This window comes from Micromonospora mangrovicola (assembly GCF_047200535.1).
GTDB lineage: Bacteria > Actinomycetota > Actinomycetes > Mycobacteriales > Micromonosporaceae > Micromonospora.
The window spans coordinates 21,319-46,317 of sequence record NZ_JBJZOG010000056.1; the positions used below are offsets into that span (position 1 = coordinate 21,319).

At 73.6% G+C, this 24,999-nt stretch carries 20 protein-coding genes and 1 pseudogene; 13 read left to right on the top strand and 8 right to left on the bottom strand.

Annotation, left to right across the window (positions count from 1 at the left end):
- The first annotated feature begins 73 nt into the window (after nt 1–73).
- Genes ccsA through ACL02O_RS21445 form a run of 6 tightly spaced genes read left to right on the top strand, consistent with a single transcriptional unit; the run spans nt 74 to nt 4,835 of the window.
- The gene (ccsA, locus tag ACL02O_RS21420) at nt 74–832 is read left to right on the top strand and encodes a cytochrome c biogenesis protein CcsA (RefSeq protein ID WP_412819898.1); all 759 of its coding nucleotides are present in this window, start codon (nt 74–76) and stop codon (nt 830–832) included.
- Complete coding sequence (locus tag ACL02O_RS21425; RefSeq protein ID WP_412819899.1) at nt 829–1,239, top strand: cytochrome c maturation protein CcmE; 411 nt, start codon at nt 829–831, stop codon at nt 1,237–1,239. The genes ccsA and ACL02O_RS21425 overlap by 4 nt, the downstream gene beginning before the upstream one ends.
- The gene (locus ACL02O_RS21430) at nt 1,229–3,163 is read left to right on the top strand and encodes a heme lyase CcmF/NrfE family subunit (RefSeq protein ID WP_412819900.1); all 1,935 of its coding nucleotides are present in this window, start codon (nt 1,229–1,231) and stop codon (nt 3,161–3,163) included. The genes ACL02O_RS21425 and ACL02O_RS21430 overlap by 11 nt, the downstream gene beginning before the upstream one ends.
- Entirely contained in the window at nt 3,160–3,720 is a 561-nt protein-coding gene (locus tag ACL02O_RS21435) for a TlpA family protein disulfide reductase (protein WP_412819901.1), read from the top strand. Before ACL02O_RS21430 ends, ACL02O_RS21435 begins: the two co-directional genes overlap by 4 nt.
- Nucleotides 3,717–4,610 carry a cytochrome c-type biogenesis protein CcmH gene (locus ACL02O_RS21440; RefSeq protein ID WP_412819902.1) on the top strand — a complete coding sequence of 298 codons (894 nt, stop codon included), beginning with the start codon at nt 3,717–3,719 and terminating at the stop codon, nt 4,608–4,610. Before ACL02O_RS21435 ends, ACL02O_RS21440 begins: the two co-directional genes overlap by 4 nt.
- A 39-nt stretch (nt 4,611–4,649) precedes the next feature.
- On the top strand, nt 4,650–4,835 hold the full coding sequence (locus tag ACL02O_RS21445) for a hypothetical protein (RefSeq protein WP_412819903.1): 186 nt from the start codon (nt 4,650–4,652) through the stop codon (nt 4,833–4,835).
- 40 nt (nt 4,836–4,875) lie between these two features.
- Here ACL02O_RS21445 and ACL02O_RS21450 read toward each other — a convergent pair whose 3' ends face one another.
- Nucleotides 4,876–5,808 carry an AraC family transcriptional regulator gene (locus ACL02O_RS21450; protein ID WP_412819904.1) on the bottom strand — a complete coding sequence of 311 codons (933 nt, stop codon included), beginning with the start codon at nt 5,806–5,808 and terminating at the stop codon, nt 4,876–4,878.
- Between the two features lie 103 nt (nt 5,809–5,911).
- Here ACL02O_RS21450 and ACL02O_RS21455 point away from each other — a divergent pair, with 103 nt between their 5' ends.
- Nucleotides 5,912–6,406 carry an anthrone oxygenase family protein gene (locus tag ACL02O_RS21455; RefSeq protein ID WP_412819905.1) on the top strand — a complete coding sequence of 165 codons (495 nt, stop codon included), beginning with the start codon at nt 5,912–5,914 and terminating at the stop codon, nt 6,404–6,406.
- A 16-nt stretch (nt 6,407–6,422) separates the two neighbouring features.
- Here ACL02O_RS21455 and ACL02O_RS21460 read toward each other — a convergent pair whose 3' ends face one another.
- The gene (locus ACL02O_RS21460) at nt 6,423–7,073 is read right to left on the bottom strand and encodes a DUF305 domain-containing protein (RefSeq protein ID WP_412819906.1); all 651 of its coding nucleotides are present in this window, start codon (nt 7,071–7,073) and stop codon (nt 6,423–6,425) included.
- Entirely contained in the window at nt 7,058–7,792 is a 735-nt protein-coding gene (locus ACL02O_RS21465) for a lytic polysaccharide monooxygenase (RefSeq protein WP_412819907.1), read from the bottom strand. The genes ACL02O_RS21460 and ACL02O_RS21465 overlap by 16 nt, the downstream gene beginning before the upstream one ends.
- A gap of 328 nt (nt 7,793–8,120) precedes the next feature.
- On the opposite strand from ACL02O_RS21465, the gene ACL02O_RS21470 reads away from it, so the two are divergent.
- Nucleotides 8,121–9,890, top strand: coding sequence for a cellulose binding domain-containing protein (locus ACL02O_RS21470; protein ID WP_412819908.1), 1,770 nt, complete (start codon nt 8,121–8,123; stop codon nt 9,888–9,890).
- A gap of 12 nt (nt 9,891–9,902) precedes the next feature.
- Here the strand turns inward: ACL02O_RS21470 and ACL02O_RS21475 are convergent, their stop codons facing one another.
- From ACL02O_RS21475 to ACL02O_RS21485, 3 genes are all read right to left on the bottom strand, one after another.
- On the bottom strand, nt 9,903–10,790 hold the full coding sequence (locus ACL02O_RS21475) for a phosphatase PAP2 family protein (RefSeq protein WP_412819909.1): 888 nt from the start codon (nt 10,788–10,790) through the stop codon (nt 9,903–9,905).
- Between the two features lie 101 nt (nt 10,791–10,891).
- Entirely contained in the window at nt 10,892–12,529 is a 1,638-nt protein-coding gene (locus tag ACL02O_RS21480) for an MDR family MFS transporter (RefSeq protein WP_412819910.1), read from the bottom strand.
- Entirely contained in the window at nt 12,526–12,987 is a 462-nt protein-coding gene (locus ACL02O_RS21485; protein ID WP_412819911.1) for a MarR family winged helix-turn-helix transcriptional regulator, read from the bottom strand. Before ACL02O_RS21485 ends, ACL02O_RS21480 begins: the two co-directional genes overlap by 4 nt.
- Nucleotides 12,988–13,090: 103 nt before the next feature.
- Here ACL02O_RS21485 and ACL02O_RS21490 point away from each other — a divergent pair, with 103 nt between their 5' ends.
- The 5 genes from ACL02O_RS21490 (at nt 13,091) to ACL02O_RS21510 (ending at nt 17,389) form a co-directional block, all read left to right on the top strand.
- The gene (locus tag ACL02O_RS21490; RefSeq protein ID WP_412819912.1) at nt 13,091–13,690 is read left to right on the top strand and encodes a TetR/AcrR family transcriptional regulator; all 600 of its coding nucleotides are present in this window, start codon (nt 13,091–13,093) and stop codon (nt 13,688–13,690) included.
- 143 nt (nt 13,691–13,833) lie between these two features.
- Nucleotides 13,834–14,175, top strand: coding sequence for an MmcQ/YjbR family DNA-binding protein (locus ACL02O_RS21495; protein ID WP_412819913.1), 342 nt, complete (start codon nt 13,834–13,836; stop codon nt 14,173–14,175).
- A 53-nt stretch (nt 14,176–14,228) separates the two neighbouring features.
- Nucleotides 14,229–14,873, top strand: coding sequence for a GNAT family N-acetyltransferase (locus ACL02O_RS21500; protein ID WP_412819914.1), 645 nt, complete (start codon nt 14,229–14,231; stop codon nt 14,871–14,873).
- A 73-nt stretch (nt 14,874–14,946) separates the two neighbouring features.
- Nucleotides 14,947–16,278 carry a low temperature requirement protein A gene (locus ACL02O_RS21505; RefSeq protein WP_412819915.1) on the top strand — a complete coding sequence of 444 codons (1,332 nt, stop codon included), beginning with the start codon at nt 14,947–14,949 and terminating at the stop codon, nt 16,276–16,278.
- Nucleotides 16,279–16,336: 58 nt separating this feature from the next.
- The gene (locus ACL02O_RS21510; RefSeq protein WP_412819916.1) at nt 16,337–17,389 is read left to right on the top strand and encodes an SRPBCC domain-containing protein; all 1,053 of its coding nucleotides are present in this window, start codon (nt 16,337–16,339) and stop codon (nt 17,387–17,389) included.
- Between the two features lie 116 nt (nt 17,390–17,505).
- Here the strand turns inward: ACL02O_RS21510 and ACL02O_RS21515 are convergent.
- Nucleotides 17,506–21,790, bottom strand: a pseudogene (locus ACL02O_RS21515) (discoidin domain-containing protein).
- Nucleotides 21,791–21,882: 92 nt separating this feature from the next.
- On the bottom strand, nt 21,883–24,756 hold the full coding sequence (locus ACL02O_RS21520; RefSeq protein WP_412819917.1) for a discoidin domain-containing protein: 2,874 nt from the start codon (nt 24,754–24,756) through the stop codon (nt 21,883–21,885).
- Nucleotides 24,757–24,999: the final 243 nt, after the last annotated feature.

The following is a 24,999-nucleotide window of genomic DNA, read 5'->3' on the forward strand; positions in this document are numbered from 1 at the left end:
GCGCTATGCGGCTTATGGTAGTCCCGCTTTCCGCTCATCCGTCAAGCGCCCAGCCGGCGCGGACAGGGAGATCATGCGAGCCTCCACGGTGGACCTGGTCGCGGACACCGCCCGAGCCGCCGCCGCGCGCCGGACGACAGCCTGGCTCGCCGGCGGACTCGGCGCCGCCGCCACGGTGGCCGGCGGCTGGCTGGCGCCCCCGGACCAGGTGCAGGGCCAGGCGCAGCGGCTGATGTACCTGCACGTCCCAGCCGCCTGGGTGGCCTACGCGGCGTTCGCCGTCGTGCTGGCCGCCAGCGGCGCGTACCTGATCGGGGGCGACCTGCGCTGGGACCGGTTCGCCCGAGCCGCCGCGGAGCTCGGCGTGGCGCTCACCGCGGCCGCCATCGGCACCGGCGCGCTCTGGGGGCACCTGGTCTGGGGCACCTGGTGGGCGTGGGACCCCCGGCTGGTCACCACGGCGCTGCTGCTGCTCGCGTACGCCGGCTATCTGGCGCTGCGCCGGACGGTGGCCGAACGGTCCGGGGCCCGCGACGGCGGCGACCACCGGGTGGCGCGGCCGGCGGCGATCGTCGGCATGGCCGGCTTCCTGCTCGTCCCGCTGGTGCACTTCTCCGTCGTCTGGTGGCGGTCGCTGCACCAGCAGGCGACCGTGCTCGCCCCGCAGCGTCCACCGATCGACCCCCGGATGGCCACGGCCCTGCTGCTCGCGGTGGCCGCCGCCACGCTCGCCGCGTTCTGCGTCCTGCTGCACCGGGTGGTCCGGCTGGAACGGCGGCTGGCCGCCGAGCCCTCCCCCGCCATCGCCCGCACCCCGGCCCGGGTCGGATGATCCGTCGCCGAGCGGGTCGGATCGCCCTCCTCGTCGTCCTGCTGGCCGCCGGCGGCCTGCTGGTCGGCAGTTCGCTGCGGGACACCCTGACCTACTACCGCACGCCCGGCGAGGTGCTCGCCGACCCGGCCGCCGCCCGCGAGCGGGTCCGCCTCGGCGGCGACGTGGTGCCCGGATCGCTGCGCCACGACGGCGACCTGGTGGTGTTCCGGCTCGCCGACGGCGACCACGAGATCACCGTGGAACAGCGCGGCGTGCCGCCGGAGACGTTCCATGAGGGCCAGGCAGCGGTCGTCGAGGGAGTCCTGTCGACCGACGGGGTGTTCCACGCCGACCAGGTGCTGGTCCGGCACGGCAACGAGTACCGTCCGTCCACCGCCCCGGTGGGACCGGCCGATGCTCGGTGACCTCGGCACCGCGAGCCTCGCGGTCGGACTGGCCGGGGCCACCCTCACCGCACTGCTCTGGCTGCGGGTGGCCCTGTTCGGCGCGCCCGCCGGCCCGGCCCGCGCCGGCACCGCGCTGACCCTGGCCGCCGCCGCCGTCGCCTGCGCGGTGCTGGAGGTGGCCCTGCTCCGGCACGACTTCGGCATCGGCTTCGTCGCGGAAAACGGCGGCCGGCACGTGCCCGCGTACTACACGGTGACCAGCCTCTGGTCCGCCCTGGACGGGTCGCTGCTGCTGTGGCTGCTGGTCCTCGGCGGGTACGCGGCACTGCTGGCCCGGCGCGCCTACCCGGCACGGCTGCACGCCTACGCCATGGTGGTGGTCAGCGCGGTCACGGTGTTCTTCTTCGCGCTGTCCCGGTTCGCCGCGAACCCGTTCCGGCCGGTCGACCCGGTCCCCGCCGACGGGCCCGGTCCGAACCCGCTGCTCCAGCAGCATCCCGCCATGGGGGTCCATCCGCCCCTGCTCTACGCCGGCTACCTCGGACTGGTGGTGCCGTTCGCCCTCGCGCTCGCCGCGCCGCTGGCCGGGCCCGAGGGCCGGCGCTGGCTGCGGCTCGCCCGACCGTGGGCGCTGGCGGCGTGGGCGGCGCTGACCGCCGGCATCGGGCTGGGCGCCTGGTGGTCGTACGCGGTGCTGGGCTGGGGCGGCTACTGGGCGTGGGACCCGGTGGAGAACGCTTCCCTGCTGCCGTGGCTGACCGCCACCGCGTTCCTGCACACCACCCTCGGACGGGCCGCCGGCCGGGCCGCGTGGCACACCACGCTGGCCTGCGCGAGCTTCGTGCTGGTGCTGCTCGGCACCTTCCTCACCCGGTCCGGCGCGGTCACCAGCGTGCACGCCTTCACCGACTCGCCGCTGGGGCCGATGCTGCTGGGCCTCGTCCTGCTGACCGTGGTGGCGTCGACGGTGCTGACCGGACGCCGTACGACCCGGCCCACCCGGCGGGCCGCCCCGCCACCCCTGTCCCGACCGACCGCCGTGCTGATCAACGGCGTGCTGCTGGTGACCGTCGCCGCGGTGGTGCTGATCGGCACGATCCTCCCGCTGCTCACCGGGCCGCTCGGCGGCGTACGGGCCACCGTCGGACCGGCGTACTACCAGCGCACTGCGGTGCCGCTGGCGATCGTGGTGTTGCTGCTCACCGGGGTGGCCCCAGCGCTGCGCGACCGGGCGCGCGGCCTGCGCCGGCTCGCCGTGCCCGGGGGCGTCGCGCTGGCCACGGTGGCCCTCGCCGGCCTGCTCAGCCGGCCCGGCCTGCCCGCGCTCGTCGCGTTCGGCGCGGCCGCGTTCGTGCTCACCGGGCTCACCGGGGATCTGGTCGAGCGGCTGCGCGGCCGTCGGCCGTCCGTCGGTCTGGCCGCGGTCGTCGCGCACGCGGGGATCGCCGTGGTCGCGTTGGGGGTCGCCGGGTCCTCGGCGTACGGCCGGCACGCCGAGGCGACCCTGCGCACCGGGGAGTCCCTGCGCGTCGGCGACGTCGGCGTACGACTGACCGGGGTGGACCGGAGCGCCGGCGGCGACACCATGCGGGTACGCGCCCGGCTCGACCTCACCGCCGCGGGCGGCCCGGCGCGTACGGTCAGCCCGGCCCTGCGTTACCACCCCGCCCGGGATACCGCGGTGACCGTACCGGTGATCGAGACCGGTCCGCTGCGGGACACGTACGTCACGCTGATCGCGGTCGCCGCGGACGGCGGCAGCGCCACCGTACGACTCGCCGTGAACCCGCTCGTCGGGTTGCTCTGGGCCGGTGGTGCGCTGACCGCCCTCGGTGGACTCGCCGCGGCGGTCGGGGCGGCCCGCCCTCGGCGACGACCGCCCGCACGGCCCGCCCGCCGGTCATCCCCATCCGTCCCGACCGCCGTGGGAGCCGGGCGATGAGGCGCCCACGCCGGCACCGGCCGGCCGCGCTGCGCGCCGGACCCGCGGTGGTGCTCGCGCTCACCGTCGCCGCCGGCGCCCTGATCGCTTTCGGTCTCCGGACGCCCGCCACGCCGGCCACCCCGGACCTCGCCGCCGCACCGACGCCCGCCCCGGCGCTGTCCGGCGCCACGCTCGACGGTGGACGCTTCGACCTGGCCGCCGCCCGGGGCCACGTGGTGCTGGTCAACGTCTTCGCCTCCTGGTGCGGCCCGTGCCGAGACGAGCTGCCGGTGCTGGTCGACGCCGAACGGCGGTGGTCGCCGCGCGGGCTGCGCCTGGTGGGGCTCAACGTCCGGGACGGCACCGAGGCGGTGCGGGCCCTGCTCACCGAGACCGGGGCGACCGACCTGACCGTGATGCCCGACCCGGCGGGCACCCGGTCGGTCGACTGGGGCGTACGGGGCGTGCCGGAGACCTTCCTGGTGGACCGGGACGGCCGGATCGTGGACCGCCGGCGGGGGGTGGTCACCCGGGCCTGGTTGGCGCAGCGGGTGGGCCCGCTGCTGGCCGGATGAAATGGCGGCGGGCGCTGGGCGCCCTGGTCCTCGCCACGCTGCTCGCCGGCGCCGCCGCCGGGATGCTGCGCTCCGCCGGCCACAGCGGTGGCGAGGACCGGGTCCGCGCGGTGGCCGCCGGGCTGCGCTGTCCAGCCTGCCAGGGCGAGTCGGTGGCCGACTCGCGGTCTCCGATCGCCGCCGCCATGCGGCAGGTGGTGGCCGACCAGCTCGCCCAGGGACGGGACGGCGACGAGATCCACCGGTGGTTCGTCCAGCGCTACGGTCCGGACATCCTCACCGATCCACCCGCCCTCGGCGTGCGGATGCTGCTCTGGGCGGTGCCCGCGCTCACCCTGCTGGGCGCCGGCTACGCCGCGGTGCGCACGCTGCGCCCCCGGCCGGCCCCGGTCCGGCCGGCCGCCGTCCGGCCGGTGGGCGGGGCACGGGTCACCCGTCGGGCGTGGTGGGCCGGCGCAGCCGGGCTGCTGGCCCTCGTGGCCTCGGTCGCCTTCGCCGCGGACCGGCTGGACCGGCCGGCGCGGCAGCCCCCGGCCGACCCGGTCGCGGTGGCCGTGCAGCTGGCCCGCGACCTGGAGGACCAGGACCGGTACGCGGCGGCCGCCGAGCTCTACCGGGAGGCGCTGCGGGACCGTCCCGACGACAACATCCGCCTGCGGCTCGCTTTCGCACTGCTCCGGGCCGGCGACACCGCCGGGGCCGAGCGGACGGCGCGGGACGTCCTCGCGCACACCCCGGACTCGCCGGACGGTCTGCTCGTCCTCGGACTGACGCAGCGGGTGGCGCACCCGGCGCAGGCACCGGCCACGCTGCGCCGCTTCCTGACCGTCGCCCCGCGGCACCCCGCCGCCCCGGAGATCAGCCGGTTGTTGTCGGCGACCCGGCCGTGATCCGGATCCGGGCCGGGTCAGCCGGCGAGAAGACCCGCGATGGTGCGGGCCCACGGCGCGCCGCCGGCCCGCACCACGGTGTCAGTGCAGGCCGACGGGGACCGGCGACTGCTCCCTCGGCTGACCGTCGAGCAGGTGCGACGGCTCGCGGCGGCGGGGCAGGAACGCGGCCGGGAGTCGGGATCGGTGATCGTGCCGGCCTCCGGCGGTGAGGAGACGCCGTAGAGGACCAGGGCCTTACCGTCCCCGTGCCGCAAAGCACCCCTCAGGCCGTGGCGCGGTGCTCGTGCGGGCTGACCCCCCGCACCCGCTTGAAGGCGGCGCTGAGCGCGAACGGGCTGCCGTAGCCGACCCGGCGGGCCACCGCGGTGAGGGTCAGCTCGGTGTCCCGCAGCAGGTCGGCGGCGACCGCGAGACGCCATCCGGTCACGAAGGCCATCGGCGGTTCGCCGACCAGTTCGGTGAAGCGGCGGGCGAAGGCGGCCCGGGAGACACCGCCGACGGCGGCGAGCCCGGCCACCGTCCAGGGATGGGCCGGGTCGTGCTGCACCAGCCGGACGGCCGGGCCGACCACCGGGTCGGCGTGGGCGCGGTACCAGCCGGGCGGCCGGCCGCCGGGCCGGGCGAACCAGGTACGCAGCGCCGCGATGACGACCAGGTCGAGCAGGCGGTCAAGCACCGCCTCCTGCCCGGGTTCCGCCCGTTCCAGCTCCGCCGCGAGCAGCGGGACGATCGGCAGGTCGCCCTCGGCCGCGCTGAGCACCACCAGCGGTGGCAGGGCCGCGAGCAGGCCGGCCCCGACGGCGCCGCTGCCGGTGTAGGTGCCGGTGAGCAGGGCCGCCGCGGCGTCCGGCCGGGTGCCCCAGGTACGCGGGCCGAGCGCCATCGAGTGGGTCAGTTCCCGCCCGCCGAGCGTGGTGCACCGCTGGCCGGGGTGGATCACCACCTGTGGCGGCGTCTCCGGACGGTCGGCCACCGTGTACGGGTCGGGCCCGCGCAGCATCGCCACGTCGCCCGGGTGCAGCGGCACCGGCCCGCCGCCGTCGGGCAGCACCCAGGCGGTGCCCCGGACCACCGTGGTGACGCTCAGCGGGGCGGCATCGCAGACCCGGATCGACCAGGGCGGATCCATCACGGTCCGGAGCAGGAAGGCGTCCCGGGCGCGCAACCCGCGCAGCACCTCAGCGAGAACGTCCATCCGGTGAGGGTAGACGTTCGCGTATGGATCCGGGCGTCCTGACCATGGAACGTCCGGCGGCACCGGGGTGTGCTGGGGGCATGACGACACGAGAGGGCGGCCGGTGACCGCGCTGCGGGCCGGCGCGCTGCTGCTGGCGACACTGACCACAGGGTTGACCGCGGGGCTGTTCGCCGGGTTCGCGTACGCGGTGATGCCGGGCCTGTCCCGGGTGGACGACGCGGCCTTCGTGACCGCCATGCGCTCGGTCAACCAGGCCATCCTGAACGGCTGGTTCGCGCTCTGTTTCGGCGGCGCCCTGGCCTGCGCCCTGGCGGCCGTGCTGCTGCACCTGCCCGACGGCCACCGCGCGCCGCTGCCCTGGCTGCTCGCCGCCCTGGTGCTCTACGGGCTGGTGCTCGCCGTGACGGCGGCGGTGAACGTGCCGCTCAACGACCGCCTCGAGGCCGGGGCCGCCGCCTCGGCCGACCCGGCACACCTGCGGGTGGTGTTCGAGAGCGCCTGGGTGCGCTGGAACGTGGTGCGCACCGTGCTGAACACCGCCGCCTTCGGTTGTCTCGGGTGGGCGCTGCTGGTCGCCCGGCCGGTGACCGGCTGACCGGCGGCCGGGGCGGTCAGGGCCGGCGGGCCGCCCGCAGCTTCGCCATCAGCCCGACCTCGGCGCTCCGGGACCGCTCGATGCGCCCGGCCAACTCGCAGACCCGCACGCTGGTGCCGGCGCGCACCTGCGCCTGGGCCAGGTCGGCGGCCTGGCGCTGATGCCTGCCGAGCACGTCGAGCAGGACCGCGTCCACCTCGCCGGGCGGGGCGGCGCGCAGCCGGGCCAGGCCGGTGGTGGCGTCGCTGTGTCCGGAATGGTCGTGGTGGGCGGCGGCGGCCACCGCCGAGGGCCCGGACTCACGCAGCCAGCCACGCATGGTGGACAGCTCGTCGGCCTCGGTCACATCGATGGCCGCGATGAGCGTACGGATCTCCCGGTCCGTCGTGCGGTCGAGGCCGAGCCGGACGATCTGCAGGGTCTGCTCGGTGTGTGCCGCCATCATGGTCAGGAACAGCACGTCGATGGCGCTGGCGTCGGCGCCCGCGCTGGGGGTGGCCGGTCGGGGCGGGGCGGCGGCGCAGCCGGCCAGGGTCGCCAGGAGCAGCAGCAGGACGGCGGTGGGCAGGCGACGCGCCCGGTCGCTCCGGCCGGCTCGGGCGGGGATGATGCCGGGTGCGGCGCACGCCGGGCGTGGCCGCGCCCGGGCGGTCAGATCCGCTCCCACAGCGCGGGTACGTTCGGCGGCTCCCAACCGGGGAGCGCGGTGTGCGCCTGGCGGCAGCGGTAGGTCAACCCGTTGTAGGTGGCGACGTCACCGACCTGGTATGCCTTGCCGGCCGTCCAGGTGCCGGTGGGCGCGGGGCTGGTCGGGCTCACCGTCGGGCTCGGTGACGGCGCGGTCGGTGACGGCGTCGGGCTCGGCGCCGGACCGCCGGATCCGATCTGCAGGTCGACGCAGGAGTAGAAGGCGTTCGCGGTGTCGGCGATGTTCCAGATCGCGAGCAGCTTCTGCCGGCCGGAGAAGCCGCTCAGATTGACGGTGTGGGACACGGTCGCGTCGGGTTGGCGGCCGCCGCCGTCGAAGACGGCCACCCGGGTGCTCCCGATCCAGTACTCCCAGTTGGCGGTGGCGTGGCGGGCGGTGTTGACCCAGGTGAAGGTGGCCGAGGTACCGACCGAGGTGGCCGGCCAGCTGCGGCTCTCGTCGCTGAGCACGGCGAACTGGGCGAGCCCGGCGTGACAGCTGCGCAGCCCCTTGGGGCCCTCGACGCTCTGCGGCTCGTACTGGATCTGGCCGCAGTCGGGGACCGTGTGCTGGGCGCAGAGCGCCTGGCGGCTGGGGGGCGAGGAGACGTACCCGTGGGCCTGGGCGGGCGCGGCGACGGCCAGGGCGGCGCCGACCACGCCGGTGGTGAGCAGCGGCAGGGTGATCCTTCGACGCACGGCGGCAACTCCTTCGGGGTGAGTGGTGGAGATGCCACGAACCTAAATTAAACCTTGTTAACAGTAAAGACTTCCGTCTATAAATACCGAGCCACCACCGGGGCCGCCTTGAGCCCGCCGGGTCGGCGTGGGATTCCGATACGTCGATGGCTCAGCTCGCGCGGGGCTGACCGTCGTCCGATGGGCAACCGGAGACCGGCACGGTCCCCCGGGGCGGACGACGACACCTGGGACGAACCACCCTCCACGAGTCCGTCCACCGTCTCCCGCGGCACGAGCCGCCGCCACCGGCGGGGCGGATCTCGCCCGATCCACGAAGGACCCCGCCATGAGGATCCCCACCGCGGCCGCGCACCCCGCCCGGCCACCCCGCCCACTCCGGCCCGGTCGCCGCCGCTGGACCGCGTACGCGGCGAGCCTGCTGCTCGCCACCGGCACGCTCGCCGGCCTGCCCCCGGCGGACGCCGGCGCCGCCGTCGAGCCGGTGACGGTGACCGTGAACGCGAGAGCCGGGCTGGCCACCGTGCCCGACACCGCGCTCGGCGTCAACCACGCCATCTGGGACGCGAACCTCGGCACCGCCGAGACGTCCGACCTGCTGCGCGCCGCGGGCGTGCGGATGCTGCGCTACCCGGGCGGCTCGTACGGCGACATCTACCACTGGCGGACGCACACCGCACCCGGCGGATACGTCGCCCCGGGCACCGGCTTCGACGCCTTCATGGCCGCCGCCCGACGGGTCGGAGCCGAGCCGATGATCATCGCGAACTACGGCACCGGCACCCCCGCCGAGGCTGCCGACTGGGTCCGGTACGCCAACGTGACCAAGGGCTATGGCGCGAAGTACTGGACGGTCGGCAACGAGAACTACGGCAACGGCCTGTACGGGTCGGCCTGGGAGGCCGACGACCATCCCGACAAGAGCGCCACCCGGTACGCCGAGCTGGTCGTCGAGTACGCCGAGGCGATGAAGGCGGTCGACCCGACGGTGCAGGTCGGCGCGGTGCTCACCATGCCCGCGAACTGGCCGGACGGACTGACCGCCGGCGACGACCCCGGCCCGTGGAACCAGACCGTGCTCACCCTCGCCGGACCGAAGATCGACTTCGTGGACGTGCACTGGTACCCGGGCGGCGGCGACCCGTTCGCGCCCTATCACGGGCTGTCCATGATGAACCTGTTCGCCGGGGCCGGAGGCCAGTTCGTCCGCGCCGGCACCAACCGGTCGCTGGTCACCGCGCACGCGGTGCGCCGGGGGAACGGGGACGTGGCGGTGCTGCTGGTGAACAAGGACCCGGAGAACGACCACCCGGTGACCATCGACTACGCCGGCTTCAGCCCGTCGGGGTCCGCGCCGACGGTCTACCGCCACACCAACGGCGCGGCGGCGATCACGCAGAGCCGGTCCGGCAGCGCGACCGGCCTGACCCTGCTGGCGTACTCGCTGACCATTCTCGTGGTGCCTTCGGCCGACCCGGCCGGCGGTCGCCCGGGCGCCCCGGGCCGGCCCACCGCGGGCGCGGTCACCGACCGCACCGCGACCATCTCCTGGCCGGCGGCCACCCCCGGCGCCGCCCCGATCGCCAAGTACGAGGTGTACCGGCAGCACGGTGCGGTCAGCGAGCAGCTCGGCGAGACCACCGGCACCTCGCTGACGGTCGGCAACCTCAACCCGGGCAGCCGGTACACGATCAACGTGCTGACCCGCGACACCGCCGGCAACGTCTCCTGGTCCTCCCCGCCGCTGGCCTTCGCCACCGGCAGCCCGGCCGCCAGCACGTGCGGCGTCCGCTTCAGCAAGGGCACCGACTGGGGCAACGGCTACCTGGCCACCGTCGACATCGTCAACAACGGTCCGAACCCGATCAACGGCTGGACGCTCACCTGGACCTGGCCGACCGGCTGGCAGCAGGTGAGCAGCGGCTGGAGCGCGAACTGGTCGCAGGCCGGCAGCGCCGTCAAGGCCACCAGCACGGCCGACAACCGGCGACTCGCGGCCGGTGCCAGCACCGGTGTCGGGTTCGTCGGCGGGTACAGCGGGCCGAACGTGCCGCCCACGGTGTTCACCCTGAACGGCACCGTGTGCGGCACCCTGTGACGCCGCCGGGGCTCACCCGCGACCGGGCGGCCTGAACCGTCGACCGCCGCCGGCGGAGCCCGCCCGGCTCCGCCGGCGGCCCCCGTGCCCGGCGTACCGGCGCCGGTCCACCAGGTGGGGCCGCAGCGGTCCGCCGGGCGTCGGCACGGCCACCGTGCGGTGGACCCGCGGCGGCCGGGGCAGGACCGCCAGGATCGGTACGAGCAGGGCCACGGCGACCACACCGTCGAGCCAGTAGTGGTTGCCGGTGGCGACCACCACCAAGAGGGTGACGATCGGGTGCGCCAGCCAGAGCCACCGCAACCGCCCCGCGGTGACCGCGACGAGCGCCACGGCCACGGCCAGGGCCCACCCGACGTGCAGGGAGGGCATCGCGGCGTACTGGTTGCTCAGGGTGTCGGCCTCGGGCGACCCGTAGACAGCGGGGCCGTACCGGCGTCCGGTGTCCACCAGGCCGGTCAGGGCGGTCATCCGCGGCGGGGCGAGCGGGACGAGGGCATGCAGGACGAAGGCCGCCGCGGTCAGCGCGGCGAGGGCCCGGCGGAGGCGGTGGTAGTGCGCCGGACGGCGGGCGTACAGCCACACCAGGCAGATGGCGGTGGCCGGGAAGTGCACGTACGCGTAGTAGCTGTTGGCCAGCCGGACCAGCAGTTCGTGGCCCAGCAGCGGCTGCTGCACGAGGGCCTCGCCGGGCAGGTGCAGCAGGCGCTCCAACCGCCACACCAGCTCCCCGTTGGCCAGCGCGGTGCCGGTCCGGCCGGCCACGGCGACGCGACCCGCCTTGTACGCGAGGAACAGCGTGGCGACGAACGCCAGTTCCCGGGCGGCCCGCCGCACCGCCCCGGCCCGCCGCGTGCCGGCCGGCACCGCCCGGGACGAGCCGACCTCGGTCGTGTCCACGTACTCCTCGATTCGGTCATGCCGGCGGGCACCGCCCGCGCGGCCACGGACCAGGGCCGTCGCCGGGTCACGGCGACGGCCCTGGGGCGGCGGTTCCGGCGTCAGCGACGGGCCGGATCCCTGGTCACCGGGTCCACGGCGACCTCGTCGAAGGCGGGCGCACCGTCGACCGCGTCGGCCGCCACCGCCACCGACCGGCCGGTGTCGGGCAGGTCGAGGCTGGAGCGCAGGGTGACCGGCTTGAGCAGCAGCGCCGCCACGACGCCGACCACCGCGATGGCCGCGGAGATCAGGAAGATGTGCCCGGTGGCGTCGCCGTACGCGGCCCGGACGATGTGCTCGACCGGGGCGGGCAGGGCGGCCAGGTTCAGGTTGCTGTTGCCGCCGCCCCCGGAGGTGGGGAACCCGGCGGCGGCGAGGTCGTGGGTGATCCGGTCGGTGACCCGGCGGGCCAGCACCGCGCCGAGCACGGAGACCCCGATGGTGCCGCCGAGCGACCGGAAGAACGCCACCGAGGAGCTGGCCGCGCCGATGTCCTTGAGGGCGACCGTGTTCTGCACGGCGAGCACGAGGTTCTGCATGGTCATGCCGACGCCGACCCCGACGACGAACATGGCCGCACCGACCAGGACCAGCGACGTCTCGTGGTCGATGGTGCCGAGCAGGGCGAACCCGGCGACCAGGATGATCGACCCGGCGACGATGTACGGCTTGATCCGCCCGGAGGCGGTGATCAGCCGGCCGGCGACGATCGAGGAGATCAGTACGCCGGCCATCATCGGGATGGTGAGCAGGCCGGCCTCGGTGGGGCTGTAGCCGCGCCCGATCTGGAAGTACTGGCCGAGGAAGACGGCCCCGCCGAACATGGCCATGCCGACCGCGAGGCTGCCGAGGATGGCCAGGGCGGTGGTGCGCTCGCGGACGATGTCCAGCGGCACCACGGGCTCGGCCGCCCGTGCCTCGACCCAGGTGGCCAGGGCGAGCAGCAGCACGGCGCCGCCGACCATCGCGGCGGTCTGCCAGGAGAGCCAGGCGAACGAGCCGTCGACGAAGGAGATCCAGATCAGCAGCACGCCGACCCCGGCGGCGATCAGGGCCGCGCCCAGGTAGTCGATCTTCACGTTGTCCCGGCGTGCGGTGGGCAGGTGCAGGGTGACCTGCAGCAGGAGCAACGCGACCACGGCGACCGGCACGCCGACGAAGAAGCACCAGCGCCAGCCGAGCCAGGAGGTGTCGACGATGAGCCCGCCGAGCAGCGGTCCGCCGACCGTGGCGAGCGCCATGACGCCGCCGAGGTAGCCGTTGTAGCGGCCCCGCTCGCGGGGCGGGATCATGGCCGCGATGGCGACCTGGACGAGGGCCTGCAGGCCGCCGACGCCGATGCCCTGGAAGGCGCGGGCGCCGATGAGCTGACCGGCGCTCTGCGCGAACCCGGCGGCCACCGAGCCGGCCAGGAAGACCACGATGGCGACCTGGATGAGGACCTTCTTGTTGAACAGGTCGGCGAGCTTGCCCCAGATCGGGGTGGTCGCCGTGGCGGTGAGCAGGGTGGCGGTGACCACCCAGGTGTACTGGGTCTGCGAGCCGTTCAGCGCCTCGATGATCTTCGGCAGGGCGGTCGAGACCACCGTGCTGCTGAGCATCGCGACGAAGAGCACGAGCAGCAGGCCGCTGAGTGCCTCCAGCGTCTGCCGTCGGCTCATGGGCGCGGCGTCGGCCGTTGCGGTGGGTGCGCTCATCGCGCGTCCTCCAGGTTGTCGTGGTGTGCGAGGGCGACTTCGATGTCGCGGGTGAACCGGCCGAGCGCGGCGGACAACTCCGCCACCTCGCCGGGGGTCCAGCCGACGAGCGCTCGGGCGAACACCCGCCCGTACCAGTCCCGGGTTTCGGCCACGGCGGCCCGGCCGGCGTCGGTGACGGTGAGCCGGCTGGCGCGGCGGTCGGTCGGGTCAGCCCGCCGTTCCACCAGGCCGTCGGCCACCAGGGTGGCGACGGCGCGGCTGACGGTGGACGGGTCGAGCCGGGTGCGGTCGGCCAGTTCCCGGGCGTGGCACCCGGTCGCGCAGCCGTCGAGGTAGGTGAGTACGCCCACCAGGCCCGGCGGGACGCCGGGACGATCGTGCGCCCGCCGCTGCTTGAGCAGCCGCACGCCCTTCAGCAGGTCGGGCAGCCGCATGCCGAGTTCGGCGGTGTCCACGGATCTCCTCCAGGCCGACTTTGGTTGCCTCAAGCAATCATCAACGAATCTTGCGCATCAGGCAAGTTTGCACATTGAGAAGCTGCTCACGTACGCTGAGGGCATGGCGGAGAGCACCGGGCTGCGGGAGCGCAAGAAGGCAGCCACCCGCCTCGCGCTGCACGAGGCCGCCCTGCGCCTCGCCGCCGAGCAGGGACCGGACCGGGTCACCGTGGAGGCCATCGCCGACGCGGCCCACGTCTCCCGCCGGACCTTCTCCAACTACTTCTCCAGCAAGGAAGAGGCCCTCTTCCACGGCGACACCGCGCGGCTGCGCCGGATGCTCGACCTGCTCCACGAGCGGCCCGCCGACGAGCCGCCGTGGACCGCGCTGAGCCGGGCCGCCCTCGACCTGGCCGCCGACGTCTACGACGACTCGGCGAGGTCCTGGCTGACCGGGCGGCGTCGGCTGCACGGGCACCCGGGGCTGATCGCGCACCAGGTCGCGGCGTACACAGCGATCGAGCGGGAACTGGCCGCCGAGCTGGCCCGCCGCGCCGGCCGCCCGGGCGCGCTGCGCTCCCGGGTCCTGGCGGCGACGTTCCTGGCCACCCTGCGGGTCGCCGTCCAGCACTGGCTCGAACACCCGGACGGATCGCTGGTCGACACCCTCGGGGCCGCCCTCGCCGAGGCCGCACCGGCGCCGCCCGCCGACGGCCGTTGATGATCGACTCCACCTCGCGCCCGTAGCGAGGTCCGGCCCACCCGCTCGGGCCGCGACCGGCGACCCCTCCCCCAGCGGCACCACCTCCGGGCCTCGACGAGCAGCGCGCCGAACTGTCGGGGGGCGGGGCTAGCGTCCTGCGCGTGGTCACCGTCGACGAGGTCCGCGCGCTCGCCCGGACCCTCCCCCGCACCAGCGAGCACCTGATCCGCGACCGGATCAAGTTCCGGGTCGGCCGGATCGTCTACGTCGCCTTCTCCCGCGACGAGCGGACGATGGGCTTCGGCTACCCGAAGGAGCAACGGGACGGGCTGATCGCCGCCGAGCCGGACCTGTTCTTCCTGCCCCCGCCCGCCGACCTGCGCTACCACTGGGTCTGCTGCCATCTCGACCGCCTCGACCACGAGCAGATGACCGAGCTGGTGACCGAGGCATGGCGGATGGTGGTGCCGAAGTTCCTGGCCCGCGAGCGGCTGGGCGAGTGAGCGGCGGTCGCAACAGGTTCGGTGAGAACGATCTCACGCCGTACGGTCCCGGCATGAGCAACCCGACGGCGCCGCCCACCACGGCGGTGATCCGGCCGTACCGGCACGGCGACCACGACGCGGTCTACGACATCTGTGTACGCACCGCCGACGCGGGTGGGGACGCCCGCGGGCGGTACGCCAGCGACGACCTGATGCCCGACCTGTTCGCCGGCCCCTACCTCCACCTCGAACCGGAGCTCGCGTTCGTGCTCGAGTACGCCGGCCGGGTGGTCGGATACGTCCTCGGCACCGCGGACACCCAGGGCTTCGTCCGCGCCTACCGCCGGGAGTGGATCCCCCGGCTGGCGCACCGCTACCCGGAGCCGACGGGCGCGCCGGGCAACCCGGACGAGGAGATGCTGGCCCTGCACCACCGTCCGGAACGGCTGCTCCTGCCGGAGCTGGCGGGCTACCCCGCCCACCTGCACATCGACCTGCTTCCCGCGGCCCAGGGGCGCGGCCACGGCCGGCGGCTGCTGGAGACCTTCCGGGCCGCGGCCGCGCGGGCCGGCGCGCCCGCCCTGCACGTCGGCATGGTCACCGCCAACATGCGGGCGCGTGGCTTCTACGACCGGCTCGGCTTCCACGTGATCCCGGTCCCCGACCCGGGGCCGCTCACCTACCTGGGCCGCGCGACCGGCGATCCGGACGGTTGAACGGCGCGGCGGCGGCGCCGCCTTGCCGTCCGAATCCGCCCCGTGGCCGGTCCCGCGCTGCGAGACTCGTCCGGTGGAGGGCGGGCAGCGACGTGGCAAGCTGGGGCCCGCCGTCGCCATCGCCCCGGCCGCCCGCGTGGACAAGTTCGAGGTCTTCTTCGACCTCGTCTTCGTCGTGTCCTTCTTCATCATCACCCGGGCCACGGCCGCGAACGTGACCGGGCGGGAGCTGCTGCACGCGCTGCTGGTGCTCGCCGTGCTCTGGTGGTGCTGGGTCGTGCACAGCGTGGTGGCCAGCCGATTACGCCTCGGCGAGGGCTTCGTCCCGGTGCTGATGGTGATCGGCATGGTCGCCCTGTTCACCTTCGCGCTGGCCCTGCCGCAGACCTTCGGCGGCCTGCACGAGGGCGCGGCCGGGCCAATCGTGGTCACGATCAGCTACATGGTGATCCGCGCCGTACACCTGGCGCTCTACTCGCACGCCACGCGGGGCCGGCCGGACGCCCGCCGCAAGATGTACCAGTTCGTCCCGGAGATCATGATCACGACGCTGCTGCTGTTCGTCGCCGCGGTGGTCCCACCGATGACCAAGGACACGAACCTGGGGCTGTGGCTGCGCGACGGCCTGTGGATCGCCGTGGTCGTGATCCAGTACGCCAGCGGGCTGGTCGCCGGCACCAAGGGCTGGGAGATCACCTCGGCCGAGCACTGGACCGAACGCTACGACCTGATCCTCATCATCGCGCTGGGCGAATCCGTCATCTCCGTCGGCGTCGGCGGCAACCTGCTGGGCAAACCCGTGACCTGGCCGGCCATCCCGGCGGCCATGATGGGCATCCTGTTCACGGCGGCGCTGTGGTGGGCGCACTTCGACATGATCGGTCCGGCCGCCCGGATCGCCCTGCACGCCGCGCAGGGCATTCCGCGGGTGGCCATGGGCCGCGACGGATACGCCTACCTCTACCTGCCGATGATCGGGGGCGTCATCCTGTTCGCCATCGGCGCCGAGGAACTGGTCCGGACCATCACCGACCCGGCGGGCGGCGTGACCGAGAACGGACACGGGCCGGCGGTCGCCCTGTTGTTCCTCGGGGTGATGCTCTACCTGGCCGCCGACCTGGCGTTCCAGTGGCGCATGTTGGGGACCGTGACCTGGACGCGGATCGGCGTGCTCCTGGCGCTGGCGGCCAGCCTCCCGGTCGCCGGGCGCCTGCCGGCGCTGGCCGCGCTCGGCCTGCTCACCGCCATCTGCGTCGCGCTGGTGGCGATCGAGCTGGTGGTGCTGGCGGACGCCCGGCACGCGCTGCGTCGGGTGGTGTTCGAGGAGAAGACCCACCAGGAGACCAGTGAGGCGGCCTTCCGCGCCCGCTGGCACGACGGCGGCCCGGAGCAGGCGACGCGGTGACCGTCGGACCCGGTCGCCCGTCCGTGCCGGCGGGACGGGTGGGCCGTAGAGTCTGCGCGTGATCGAGATCGACACCGACGTCGAGCTGTTCCATCCCGCCGATCCGGTGTGGCGGGCGCTGACCGATCGGGCGCTGCTCGCCAAGTGGTTCGCCGAGGCCACGCCGGTACCGGACGCACCGGACCGGATGCTGCTGCGGGCGGCCGGGCTGCCGGGGTTCGACGCCGACGTCGAGGTGGAGGTGGTACGGCGGCAGGCACCGGAGCTGCTGGTGCTGCGCTGGCGGGAGGGCGGGCGGCGGACCCTGCTGACCGCCACGGTCGCGCCGACCGGGCACGGCTGCCGGCTGACCGTGCACGAATCGCTGGAGCACGGCGAGTGGGACGCCGACCGGCGCGCCGAGCACCACCAGCAGGCGATCGCGGTACGGCTGCCGGCCATCCTCGACTGGCTGGCGTTCCAGCAGATCGACCTACGCCGCGCCGAGGGCGGGCTGACCGCCGAACTGCCGCTGGTCCGGACCGGGCCCGGAGGCGGGCGCCGGCGGGCGCTGAAGGTCGGCGGGGTGGTCTGCCTGGCCCTGGCGGCCGGCGGCGTGGCGGTGTGGGCGACCCGCCCGGAGCCGCCGGCCTCCGCCCCGCCGCCGCAGGCCTCGCCGCTGGTGCTGCCGAGCGAGCGCAGCCGCACGCCCGAGGCCGGACCGCCACGGACGCCGAAGGCCGTCCGCGGCAGCGCCACCACCACCGTCCTGTCCCCGACGAGCACACCCGAGCGCACGCGCGCCGCCGGCACGTCGCCGGTGGTGCTGGCTGCCACCTACCGGACGATCTCCGACCGGGTGTTCGGCTACCGGGGCGAGGTGGTGGTCAGCAACGCGGGCAGCGCGCCGAAACAGAGCTGGGCGGTGGTCGTCACGCTCGGTCCCGGTGCGACGGTCGGCAACGTCAACGGAGCGGATGCCGCGCAGGACGGCACGGTGGTCACGTTCACCGGACCGGCCGTCGCGGCCGGCGGATCGGCGACCATCCGGTTCGACGTGCGGGATCCGGATCCGCTCAGCCAGGCGCCGGAGGGCTGCGCCGTCGACCGCATCCCCTGCGCCGGAACGTAGCCGCCGGGGCCGGCCACCGGGGGCGGCTCCGGGCCACCGCCGCCGCCCCGGACGGCGAGCGGCGGCGACCACCGCCGCCGGGAGGACGGGCGCCCTCCCGACGACGGCATCCCGGGTCAGTTGCGGATGATGGTGAAGGTGCTGGTGGTGTTCCGGATGTCCTGGTAGTTGTCGTTCAGCCGCAGGTTGGTGAAGGTGGCCGAGCCGACCGCGGGCCCCTGGTTGGCCTCGGGCATCTCGTTGACCCAGATGCCGAACCCGGACTTGGCGTCGTAGGCGTCACCGCTGCGCTTCGCCCCGGAGATCGACACGTTGGTGAAGATCGTGTCGGTGATCGGGTTCTGCGGCTGGCCGTTGACGTAGTTCGTCTGGAACATGATTCCGGAGTACGTCGGATCGACGATGTCGACGTCGGACACCCGGATGCCCCGGAATTCCTTCGAGGCGGAAAAGACCCAGATCGCGCCGAAGGTCTGCGCACCCCAGAAGTGACCGCCGGCCCGGATCAGCGAGATGTTCTGGAACTGGGTCGGCGGGCTGGACCCGAAGCCGATGAACGGGTAGCCGAAGTCCAACGAGCTGATGGTGATGCCCGAGTACGTCAGCATGTCGGCGATGTAGAGGTTACGGAAGACGTTGTCGTACCCGCCGTACACGGCGAGGCCCGCGGCCCGCCAGGTCAGCGTGGCGGTCAGGTTCTCGAAGACGTTGCCGTGGTTGCCGGTGGACGCGCCCTGGTCGGTCGCGGAGAACAGGGCGAACGCGTCGTCGCCGTTGGACCGCCCCTCCGAGTTGGTGACCAGGTTGTTCGTGCTGCCGTTGGTCATGTTGACCCCGTCGGCGAAGGTGTCCCGGAATCGACTGTCGCGGATGGTCAGCCCGCTGACACTCACGCCCCAGTACGCGCAGACGGTGTGCTCGACCCAGACCCGGTCCAGGGTCAGGTTGTCCACGTCCTTCAGCTCACCCCACACCTTGCCCGGACCGTCCTGCCGGATGGTGTAGTTGCCGAAGAAGGCGAGGTCCGCGAAGGTCGACCCGCTAGAACTCGACCCGGAAGCCGGCGTCGGTGTTCTGCTGCGAGGCGGGCGTCTGGAAACGGGTGTACCACATGCCCGCGCCGACCACCTTGACCGCCTTGCCGTACACCTGGAACTTCTGGGCGGTGTCGTAGGCGCCCGCCGGCAGGTAGACGCCGACCAGGTTGCCGGTGGTGTCCATCCGCACCGCGTCCAGGGCGTTCTGCACATCGGCGTGGCTGAACCCGTTCGGCACCTTGTACCGGGCCGGGTCCGGGTTGGCCTTCGGCGCGACCAGCTCGGTGTTGACGAAGTCGATCCCGTACGTGGTGCTGTTCGCCGGGTCCTTCTGCAGGCGGATCGTACTGCCCGCCGGGACCGTGCTGTTCAGCATCACGTTGGCCTCGTCGTACAGGTGACGCGGGGCGCCCGCGCCCGGCGAGTCGCTCGGGCTCGCCTCGGCGCCGTAGAGCCAGATGTGCTTCGAGGTCAGGTTGATCGGCTTGTGCAGCACCCCGTTGACGTAGATGTTCAACGTCGAGTCGATCCCCCCGCCGCCCGGCGCGTCCGGGATGGAGAAGCGGGTGACCAGCGTGTTGGTCGCCGCCCGGGTGGTCCACTCCACGTACGCGCCGGTGCTGTTGAGGGTGACCGCCCTGCGGCCGGACGCCTCACCGGCCAGGTCGCCGATGGTCCGGTTCGGCCCGATCACCTGCGCACCGCCGCCGAGCCGCCCGTCCTCGGCCTCGTACATGTCGTACGGCAGGTTCGCGCCCCGGCCGACGAACAGCGGCCGGTCCGAGGTGTTGTTCTGCTGCTTGACCGGTAGCTCGTTGGCGTCGGTGGCGAGCACCACCCGGACCGTGTACTTGCCGTTGACCGCCGTCCAGGAGCCCAGGTTGACCGCCGGGCTGGTCGCCCCGGCCGCCAGGGTGCCGCTGTACGAGCCGGTCAGCGTGCGGACGGTCGCGCCGGTGTCGGAGAGCACGGTGAGCGTGATGCCGTGCGCGCCACCGGCCGCGGCGACCGTGCCCTGGTTGCGGATCGACACCGAGAAAGTGACGGTCGCGCCGGCGCTGGGTGTACCCGGCGACCAGCTGACCGTCTCGGCGACGAGGTCGGAGCTGGCCACCGGGCTGACGGTCAGCGGGGTGGGCCGGGTGTAGCTGTTGTTCCCCTCGTCCTGCTCGATCACCGCGTTCGACTCGTCGACCTTGGCGACCAGTTCGTAGCTGCCGGCGTTGCGCGGGCCGATGTTCGCCGGGACGGTGGTGGAGGCGCCGGCGCTCAGGGCGCCGACGTTGGCGGTGCCGACCTTCGTCGTGCCGAGGTAGAAGCCGACCGCGGTGGCGGCGGAGGCGGCGGTGCCGGCGTTGCGGACGGTCGCCGACAGGGTGATCGAGTCGGTCTCCACCGGCGCGGCGGGCGCGGCGGTGACCCCGGCGACGGTGAGGTCCGGGTTCGGCGCCGGCACGCCGATCACCTGCAGCTCGGCGACCTGCCCGTTGGACGAGCCGGAGTTGCCGGTGAACTGCAGCCGCACGTCGGCGGTCGTCGCGCTGACCGGGATGGTGACGGTGTTGCTGCTGCTCGGGCTGAACGAGTAGGTCGCCGACCCGACCAGGGTGGTGTACGACGAGGAGGACTGTTCCCGGCCGAGGACCTGGAAGGTCTGGGTGCGCGGCCCCCAGACCGGGTCCGGGTTCAGCTTGACCACGACGGAGCTGACCACGGCGTTGGCGCCGAGGGAGACGGTGAGGGTGCTGGGGTACGCCCCCGGCGCGCCCTCCCAGTAGGTCGTCGCGTCGCCGTCGTTGGCGTTGGCGGCCGCGAAGATGTACACCGTCGAGGAGGCGGTGATCGGCTTGCCGACGGCCAGGTTGCTGCCGCCGGGCGTGCTGCCGGTCCGGGTGACGGTGTTCGAGGTCGCGGAGACGTTGCCGGCCGCGTCCCGGGCCCGGACGTAGTAGGAGACGGTCGCGGTGTCCGGCTGGTTGTCGGTCCAGGTCAGGGTCGAGCCGCCCACCGTGCCGCGCAGGGCGTTGTTCGCGTAGACGTCGTAGGCGGTCACCCCGACGTTGTCGGTGGACGCCGTCCAGGTCAGCTCGATCTGCCCGGACCCCGGCTGGGTGTACGCCAGGTTGCCCGGCGCGGTCGGCGCGGTGGTGTCGCCGGTGTTGCCGGTGCGGGTGACGGTGTTGCTGTTGGCGGACTGGTTGCCGGCCGCGTCGTGCGCCCGCACGTAGTAGGAGACGGTGGCGCCGGCCGGCTGGGTGTCGGTCCAGGTCAGGGTGGAGCCACTGACGCTGGTGCGCAGCGACCCGTTGGCGTAGACGTCGTAGCCGGCGACCCCGACGTTGTCGGTGGACGCCGTCCAGGTGAGTCGGATCTGGTCGCCGGCCGGCTCGGTGAAGGCCAGGTTGCCCGGTGCGCTGGGCGGCTGGGTGTCCCCGGTGGCCGGGCCGTAGATCTCGAACTCGGCGAGCTGGCCGGCCGGCCAGCCGGTGTTGGCGGTGAAGAGCAGCCGGACGTAGCGGGTGCTGGCGGTGGTGAAGGTGATCGTGACGGTGTTGCCACTCGCCGGGTTGAACGTGTACCCGGCGGACGCGACGAGGTTGTTGAACGTGGAGCCGTCGGTGCTGCCCTGCACGGTCAGCGTCTGGCTGCGCGTCTCCCAACCGGCGGGGAGCTTGAGCACCACCTTGTTGACCCCGACGGCGCCGCCCAGGTCGGCACGGATCCACTGCGGGAACGCGTTGTTCGCGCTCTCCCAGTACGTGCCGGCGTTGCCGTCGTTGGCGTTGCCCGCGCCGTAGACGTCGGCGTGGCTGCTCTCGGCCATCGCCTTGCCGAGCGCGAGGTTGGTGGAGGAGCCGCCGGCGCCGTACACCTCCAGCTCGGCGAGCTGGGCGGCGGGCCAGCCGGTGTTCGCGGTGACGGTGACGCGCACGTACCGGGTGGTTGTCTCCGGGAAGCTGAGGGTGACGGCGTTGCCGCTGCCCGGGCTGAACGTCTGCCCGGCCGAGCCGACGATGGTGCCGAAACCGGAGCCGTCGGTGCTGCCCTGCACCGACAGGGTCTGGGTGCGGGCCTCCCAGCCGGCGGGGAGCCTGAGCACGACCTGGTCGACGGTCTGGCTGGGGCCGAGGTCGACCTGGGCCCACTGCGGGAACGCGTTGTTCGCGCTCTCCCAGTAGCTGCCGGCGTTGCCGTCGGTGAGGTTGCCGGCGACGTAGGGGCCGTTGGCGCTGCTGGCCGCGGCGGTGTGGCCGAGGGTGAGGTTGGGGCCGCCTGCCGCGGCGGCCGGGGAGGGGGGCGGGGCCGTGACGGCCAGGCCGACCGCGGCGAGCACCGCGACCAGCCGGCTGCGCAGTCTGGACATTGTGGACGGACACCTTCTTCCCAGGACGTGGAGAGGTGGATCGGGGGTGGGGGTGCGGGGTCCCCGCCGGGCGGCGGGGACCCCGTTGGTGGTCAGGCTGCGTAGACCTCGAACTCGCCGACCTGGCCGGCCGGCCAGCCGGTGTTGCCGGTGAAGGTCAGCCTCAGGTGGCGCTGGCCGGTGGTCGGGATGGTGATGGTGACGGTGTTGCCGGTGGCCGGGTCGAAGGTGTAGCCGGCCGACGACTTCACCGTGGTGTACGACGATCCGTCGGTGGAGCCGAGCACGGACAGGGTCTGGGTCCGGGTCTGCCAGGCCGACGACGGTGGCAGCTTCAGCACCACCCGGGACACCGGGTACGTCGCGCCGAGGTCGACGGTCAGCGACTGCGGGAAGGCGTTGTTGGCGCTCTCCCAGTAGCTGCCGGCGTTGCCGTCCACCGCGTTGGCCGCTGCGTACACGTCGGCGTGGCTGGTCTCGCTGACCGGCCGGCCGGCGGCGAGGTTGCCGCTGGGCGGGGGCGTGGTGGGCGGGGGCGTCGTGGTCGGGGGCGGCGTGGTCGGGGGCGGCGTGCTGGCCGTGCCGCCGTACACCTCGAGCTCGGCGGCCTGCGCGGCGGGCCAGCCGGTGTTGCCGGTGACGGTGATCCGCACATACCGCCGGTCCCCCGCCGGCAGCGGGATCGACACGATGTTGCCGGTGGCGGGGTCGAAGGTGTAGGCGGCCGATGCCTTCACCGTCGGGTACGCCGATCCGTCCGTGGAGCCGAGCACGGACAGCGTCTGGGTCCGGCGCTCCCAGCCGGGTGGCAGCTTGAGCACCACCTGGTCGACCGACCGCACCGCGCCGAGGTCCACGGTCAACGACTGCGGGAAGGCGTTGTTGGCGCTCTCCCAGTAGGTGCCGGCGTTGCCGTCCACCGCGTTGGCCGCCGCATAGGTCTGGGTGGTGCTGGAGGCGGTGGCGGGCCGGCCGAGCGCGAGGTTGCCGCCCGAGGGCGGCGGGCTACTCGTCGGGGTCGAGCTGGGCGTCGGGCCGGTCGGTGTCGGACTGGGCGGAGTGGACGGGCCGTTGCCCCACTGCGGCTCCGGCCATGGCCCGCAGTACGGGCCGGCCGAGTACCAGCCGGAGTTCCCGGCGCCCTGGGTGATCTGGAAGGCGCTGCCGACGCAGTTGTACATCGGATTGGCCTGGGCGACGCCGGTGGCCCGCACGTTGGTGAAGGTCACCTGGCTGGCCGCCTGCACCTGGAGGGCGAACGTGCCGGCGCCGTCGATGCGCACGTTGTTCAGGTTGATCCCGCTGGTCTGCCCCTCGATCCAGTGCAGCGCGGCGTACGAGCTGTCCAGGATGTCGGTGTCGGTGACGTTGATGGTGGCGCCCTGGATCGGCTCGTTGAGCGCGGAGAACCAGAGCGCGCCGACACCGAAGCGCCAGTTGTAGTCGGAGTTGCCGTTGCGGATCAGGGTGTTGCGGGCCATCGTGATCGTGCCGGCCACCGCGGTCGGACCGTTCACCCCCGGATAGCGGTTGGCGACGTGGATGCCGCCACCGTTGGTGACCGAGTCGGCGGTCACGTTGTCCGTGATGGCGATGTCCCGGCCGCCGTAGGTGACCAGGTTGTTGGCCAGGATGGTGACGCCGACGGTGTTGTGGGTGAAGGAGTTGTTGACGTTCGGCACGTTCTGCGCCCACATGGCCAGGCCGTCGTCGCCGGTGTTGCGGACGAAGGTGTTGGTCACCGTGGAGTTGGTGACGCCCCAGTGGAAGTTCACCCCGTCGGCGGTCTGGTCGAGGATCCGGCTGTTGCGGATGGTCAGGTCGTCCATCGGCCCGTCCATCCAGGCACCGACCTTGGTGTGCTGGAGCCAGAGGTTGTCCACCACCGAGTTCGACATCGCCCCACCGAGGGCGTTGACCTGGTCCTCGTCGACGCGCTCCCGGATGTCGCCGATGATCGCGAAGTCCCGGAGGGTGACGTTGCGGCTGGGGCCGCCGGCCTCGTGCGGCCGGATCTCACCGCCGTAGCCGCCACCGGCGACGTACTTGCCGTAGATGCCGGCCGCCCGTTTCCGGTCGGTGGGGTGCCGGCCGCCGAGCACCGAGTGCCAGGGGCCGGCGCCGCGCAGGGTCACCCCGTCGACCACGACGTGGTCCCAGAAGGTGAAGGTGCCGGCGGGGATCCACACGGTCCTGCCCTGCGCCCTGCCGGCGTCGACGGCGGCCTGGAACTTGGCGGTGGAGTCGCTGCCGCCGGTCGGGTCGGCGCCGAAGTCGGTGACCACGTCCAGCACCCCGGCGGGCTTGGCGATCGGCGCGCCGACCAGCTCGAAGTCGGCCAGGTCGATGGTGAAGGTGGGCGACTGGGCGGTCGAGGAGACCTGGAGGCGGATCTTCGTGCCGGCCGGGTAGGTGGTGCCGAACAGGGTCCGGGCCTCGTCGTAGAAGTGGTGCGGGTTGGTGTCGCCCGGGTTGTTGTTGAACGGGTAGCCGCCGTAGTACCAGCCGTACCTGGAGGTGACCGGGACCGCCTTGACCAGGGTGCCGTTGGCGCGCAGGTCGATGGTGGCGTCCCGACCGGTGCCGGCGGCGCTGTCCGGCAGGCTGTACCGGAAGGTGACCGCGTCGGCCGGCGCGGTGAGGGTGAACTCGACGTATTCGCCGACGGCGTCGAGGGTGACCGCCTCCCGGCCGGAGGCTTCCGACGGCAGGGTGCCGTAGTGCCGGTCGGGGCCGATCCGGGTGCCGGTGTGGACAACCCGCTCCGCCTCCTGCTCGACGAAGGGGACGGTGGCGCCGCGGCCGGCGATGTCGAACGGGGACAGCCCGGCGGCCCGGGCCGGGGTGGTGGTGGAGGTGAGCGCCACGACGGTGATCGAGGTGGTGGCGAGCGCGGCGGCGACAACGGTGGCCAGCAGCGCGCGGGTCCGGAGTCTTCGGGGTGGGGTGGTGGCATGGTCGGGCATGAGCGGGACTCTTCCTCTGGTCGGTGGTCCTGATCCCCCCGTACGTGGCTGTTGCCTCGTGCTCTGCGATCCCCCCGGCGGGTGCGGTGTCTGCGTACCTCCGTGTCCGTCTCGGCCGGCCGGGGCCGGCGGCTGGATGGCGTGCCCGGCGTGCGGCGTCGCCGCCGCTCGGTGCGGTGCCGGCGGGGGGGGGGGGGGGGGGAAGAAAAGAAAAAAAAAAAAAAAAAAAAAAAAAAAAAAAAC

Coding starts and splice junctions, on each gene's coding strand:
- ccsA (WP_412819898.1), top strand. CDS start 74: ATGCGAGCCTCCACGGTGGACCTGGTCGCGGACACCGCCCGAGCCGCC.
- ACL02O_RS21425 (WP_412819899.1), top strand. CDS start 829: ATGATCCGTCGCCGAGCGGGTCGGATCGCCCTCCTCGTCGTCCTGCTG.
- ACL02O_RS21430 (WP_412819900.1), top strand. CDS start 1,229: ATGCTCGGTGACCTCGGCACCGCGAGCCTCGCGGTCGGACTGGCCGGG.
- ACL02O_RS21435 (WP_412819901.1), top strand. CDS start 3,160: ATGAGGCGCCCACGCCGGCACCGGCCGGCCGCGCTGCGCGCCGGACCC.
- ACL02O_RS21440 (WP_412819902.1), top strand. CDS start 3,717: ATGAAATGGCGGCGGGCGCTGGGCGCCCTGGTCCTCGCCACGCTGCTC.
- ACL02O_RS21445 (WP_412819903.1), top strand. CDS start 4,650: ATGGTGCGGGCCCACGGCGCGCCGCCGGCCCGCACCACGGTGTCAGTG.
- ACL02O_RS21450 (WP_412819904.1), bottom strand. CDS start 5,808: ATGGACGTTCTCGCTGAGGTGCTGCGCGGGTTGCGCGCCCGGGACGCC.
- ACL02O_RS21470 (WP_412819908.1), top strand. CDS start 8,121: ATGAGGATCCCCACCGCGGCCGCGCACCCCGCCCGGCCACCCCGCCCA.
- ACL02O_RS21480 (WP_412819910.1), bottom strand. CDS start 12,529: ATGAGCGCACCCACCGCAACGGCCGACGCCGCGCCCATGAGCCGACGG.
- ACL02O_RS21490 (WP_412819912.1), top strand. CDS start 13,091: ATGGCGGAGAGCACCGGGCTGCGGGAGCGCAAGAAGGCAGCCACCCGC.
- ACL02O_RS21500 (WP_412819914.1), top strand. CDS start 14,229: ATGAGCAACCCGACGGCGCCGCCCACCACGGCGGTGATCCGGCCGTAC.
- ACL02O_RS21520 (WP_412819917.1), bottom strand. CDS start 24,756: ATGCCCGACCATGCCACCACCCCACCCCGAAGACTCCGGACCCGCGCG.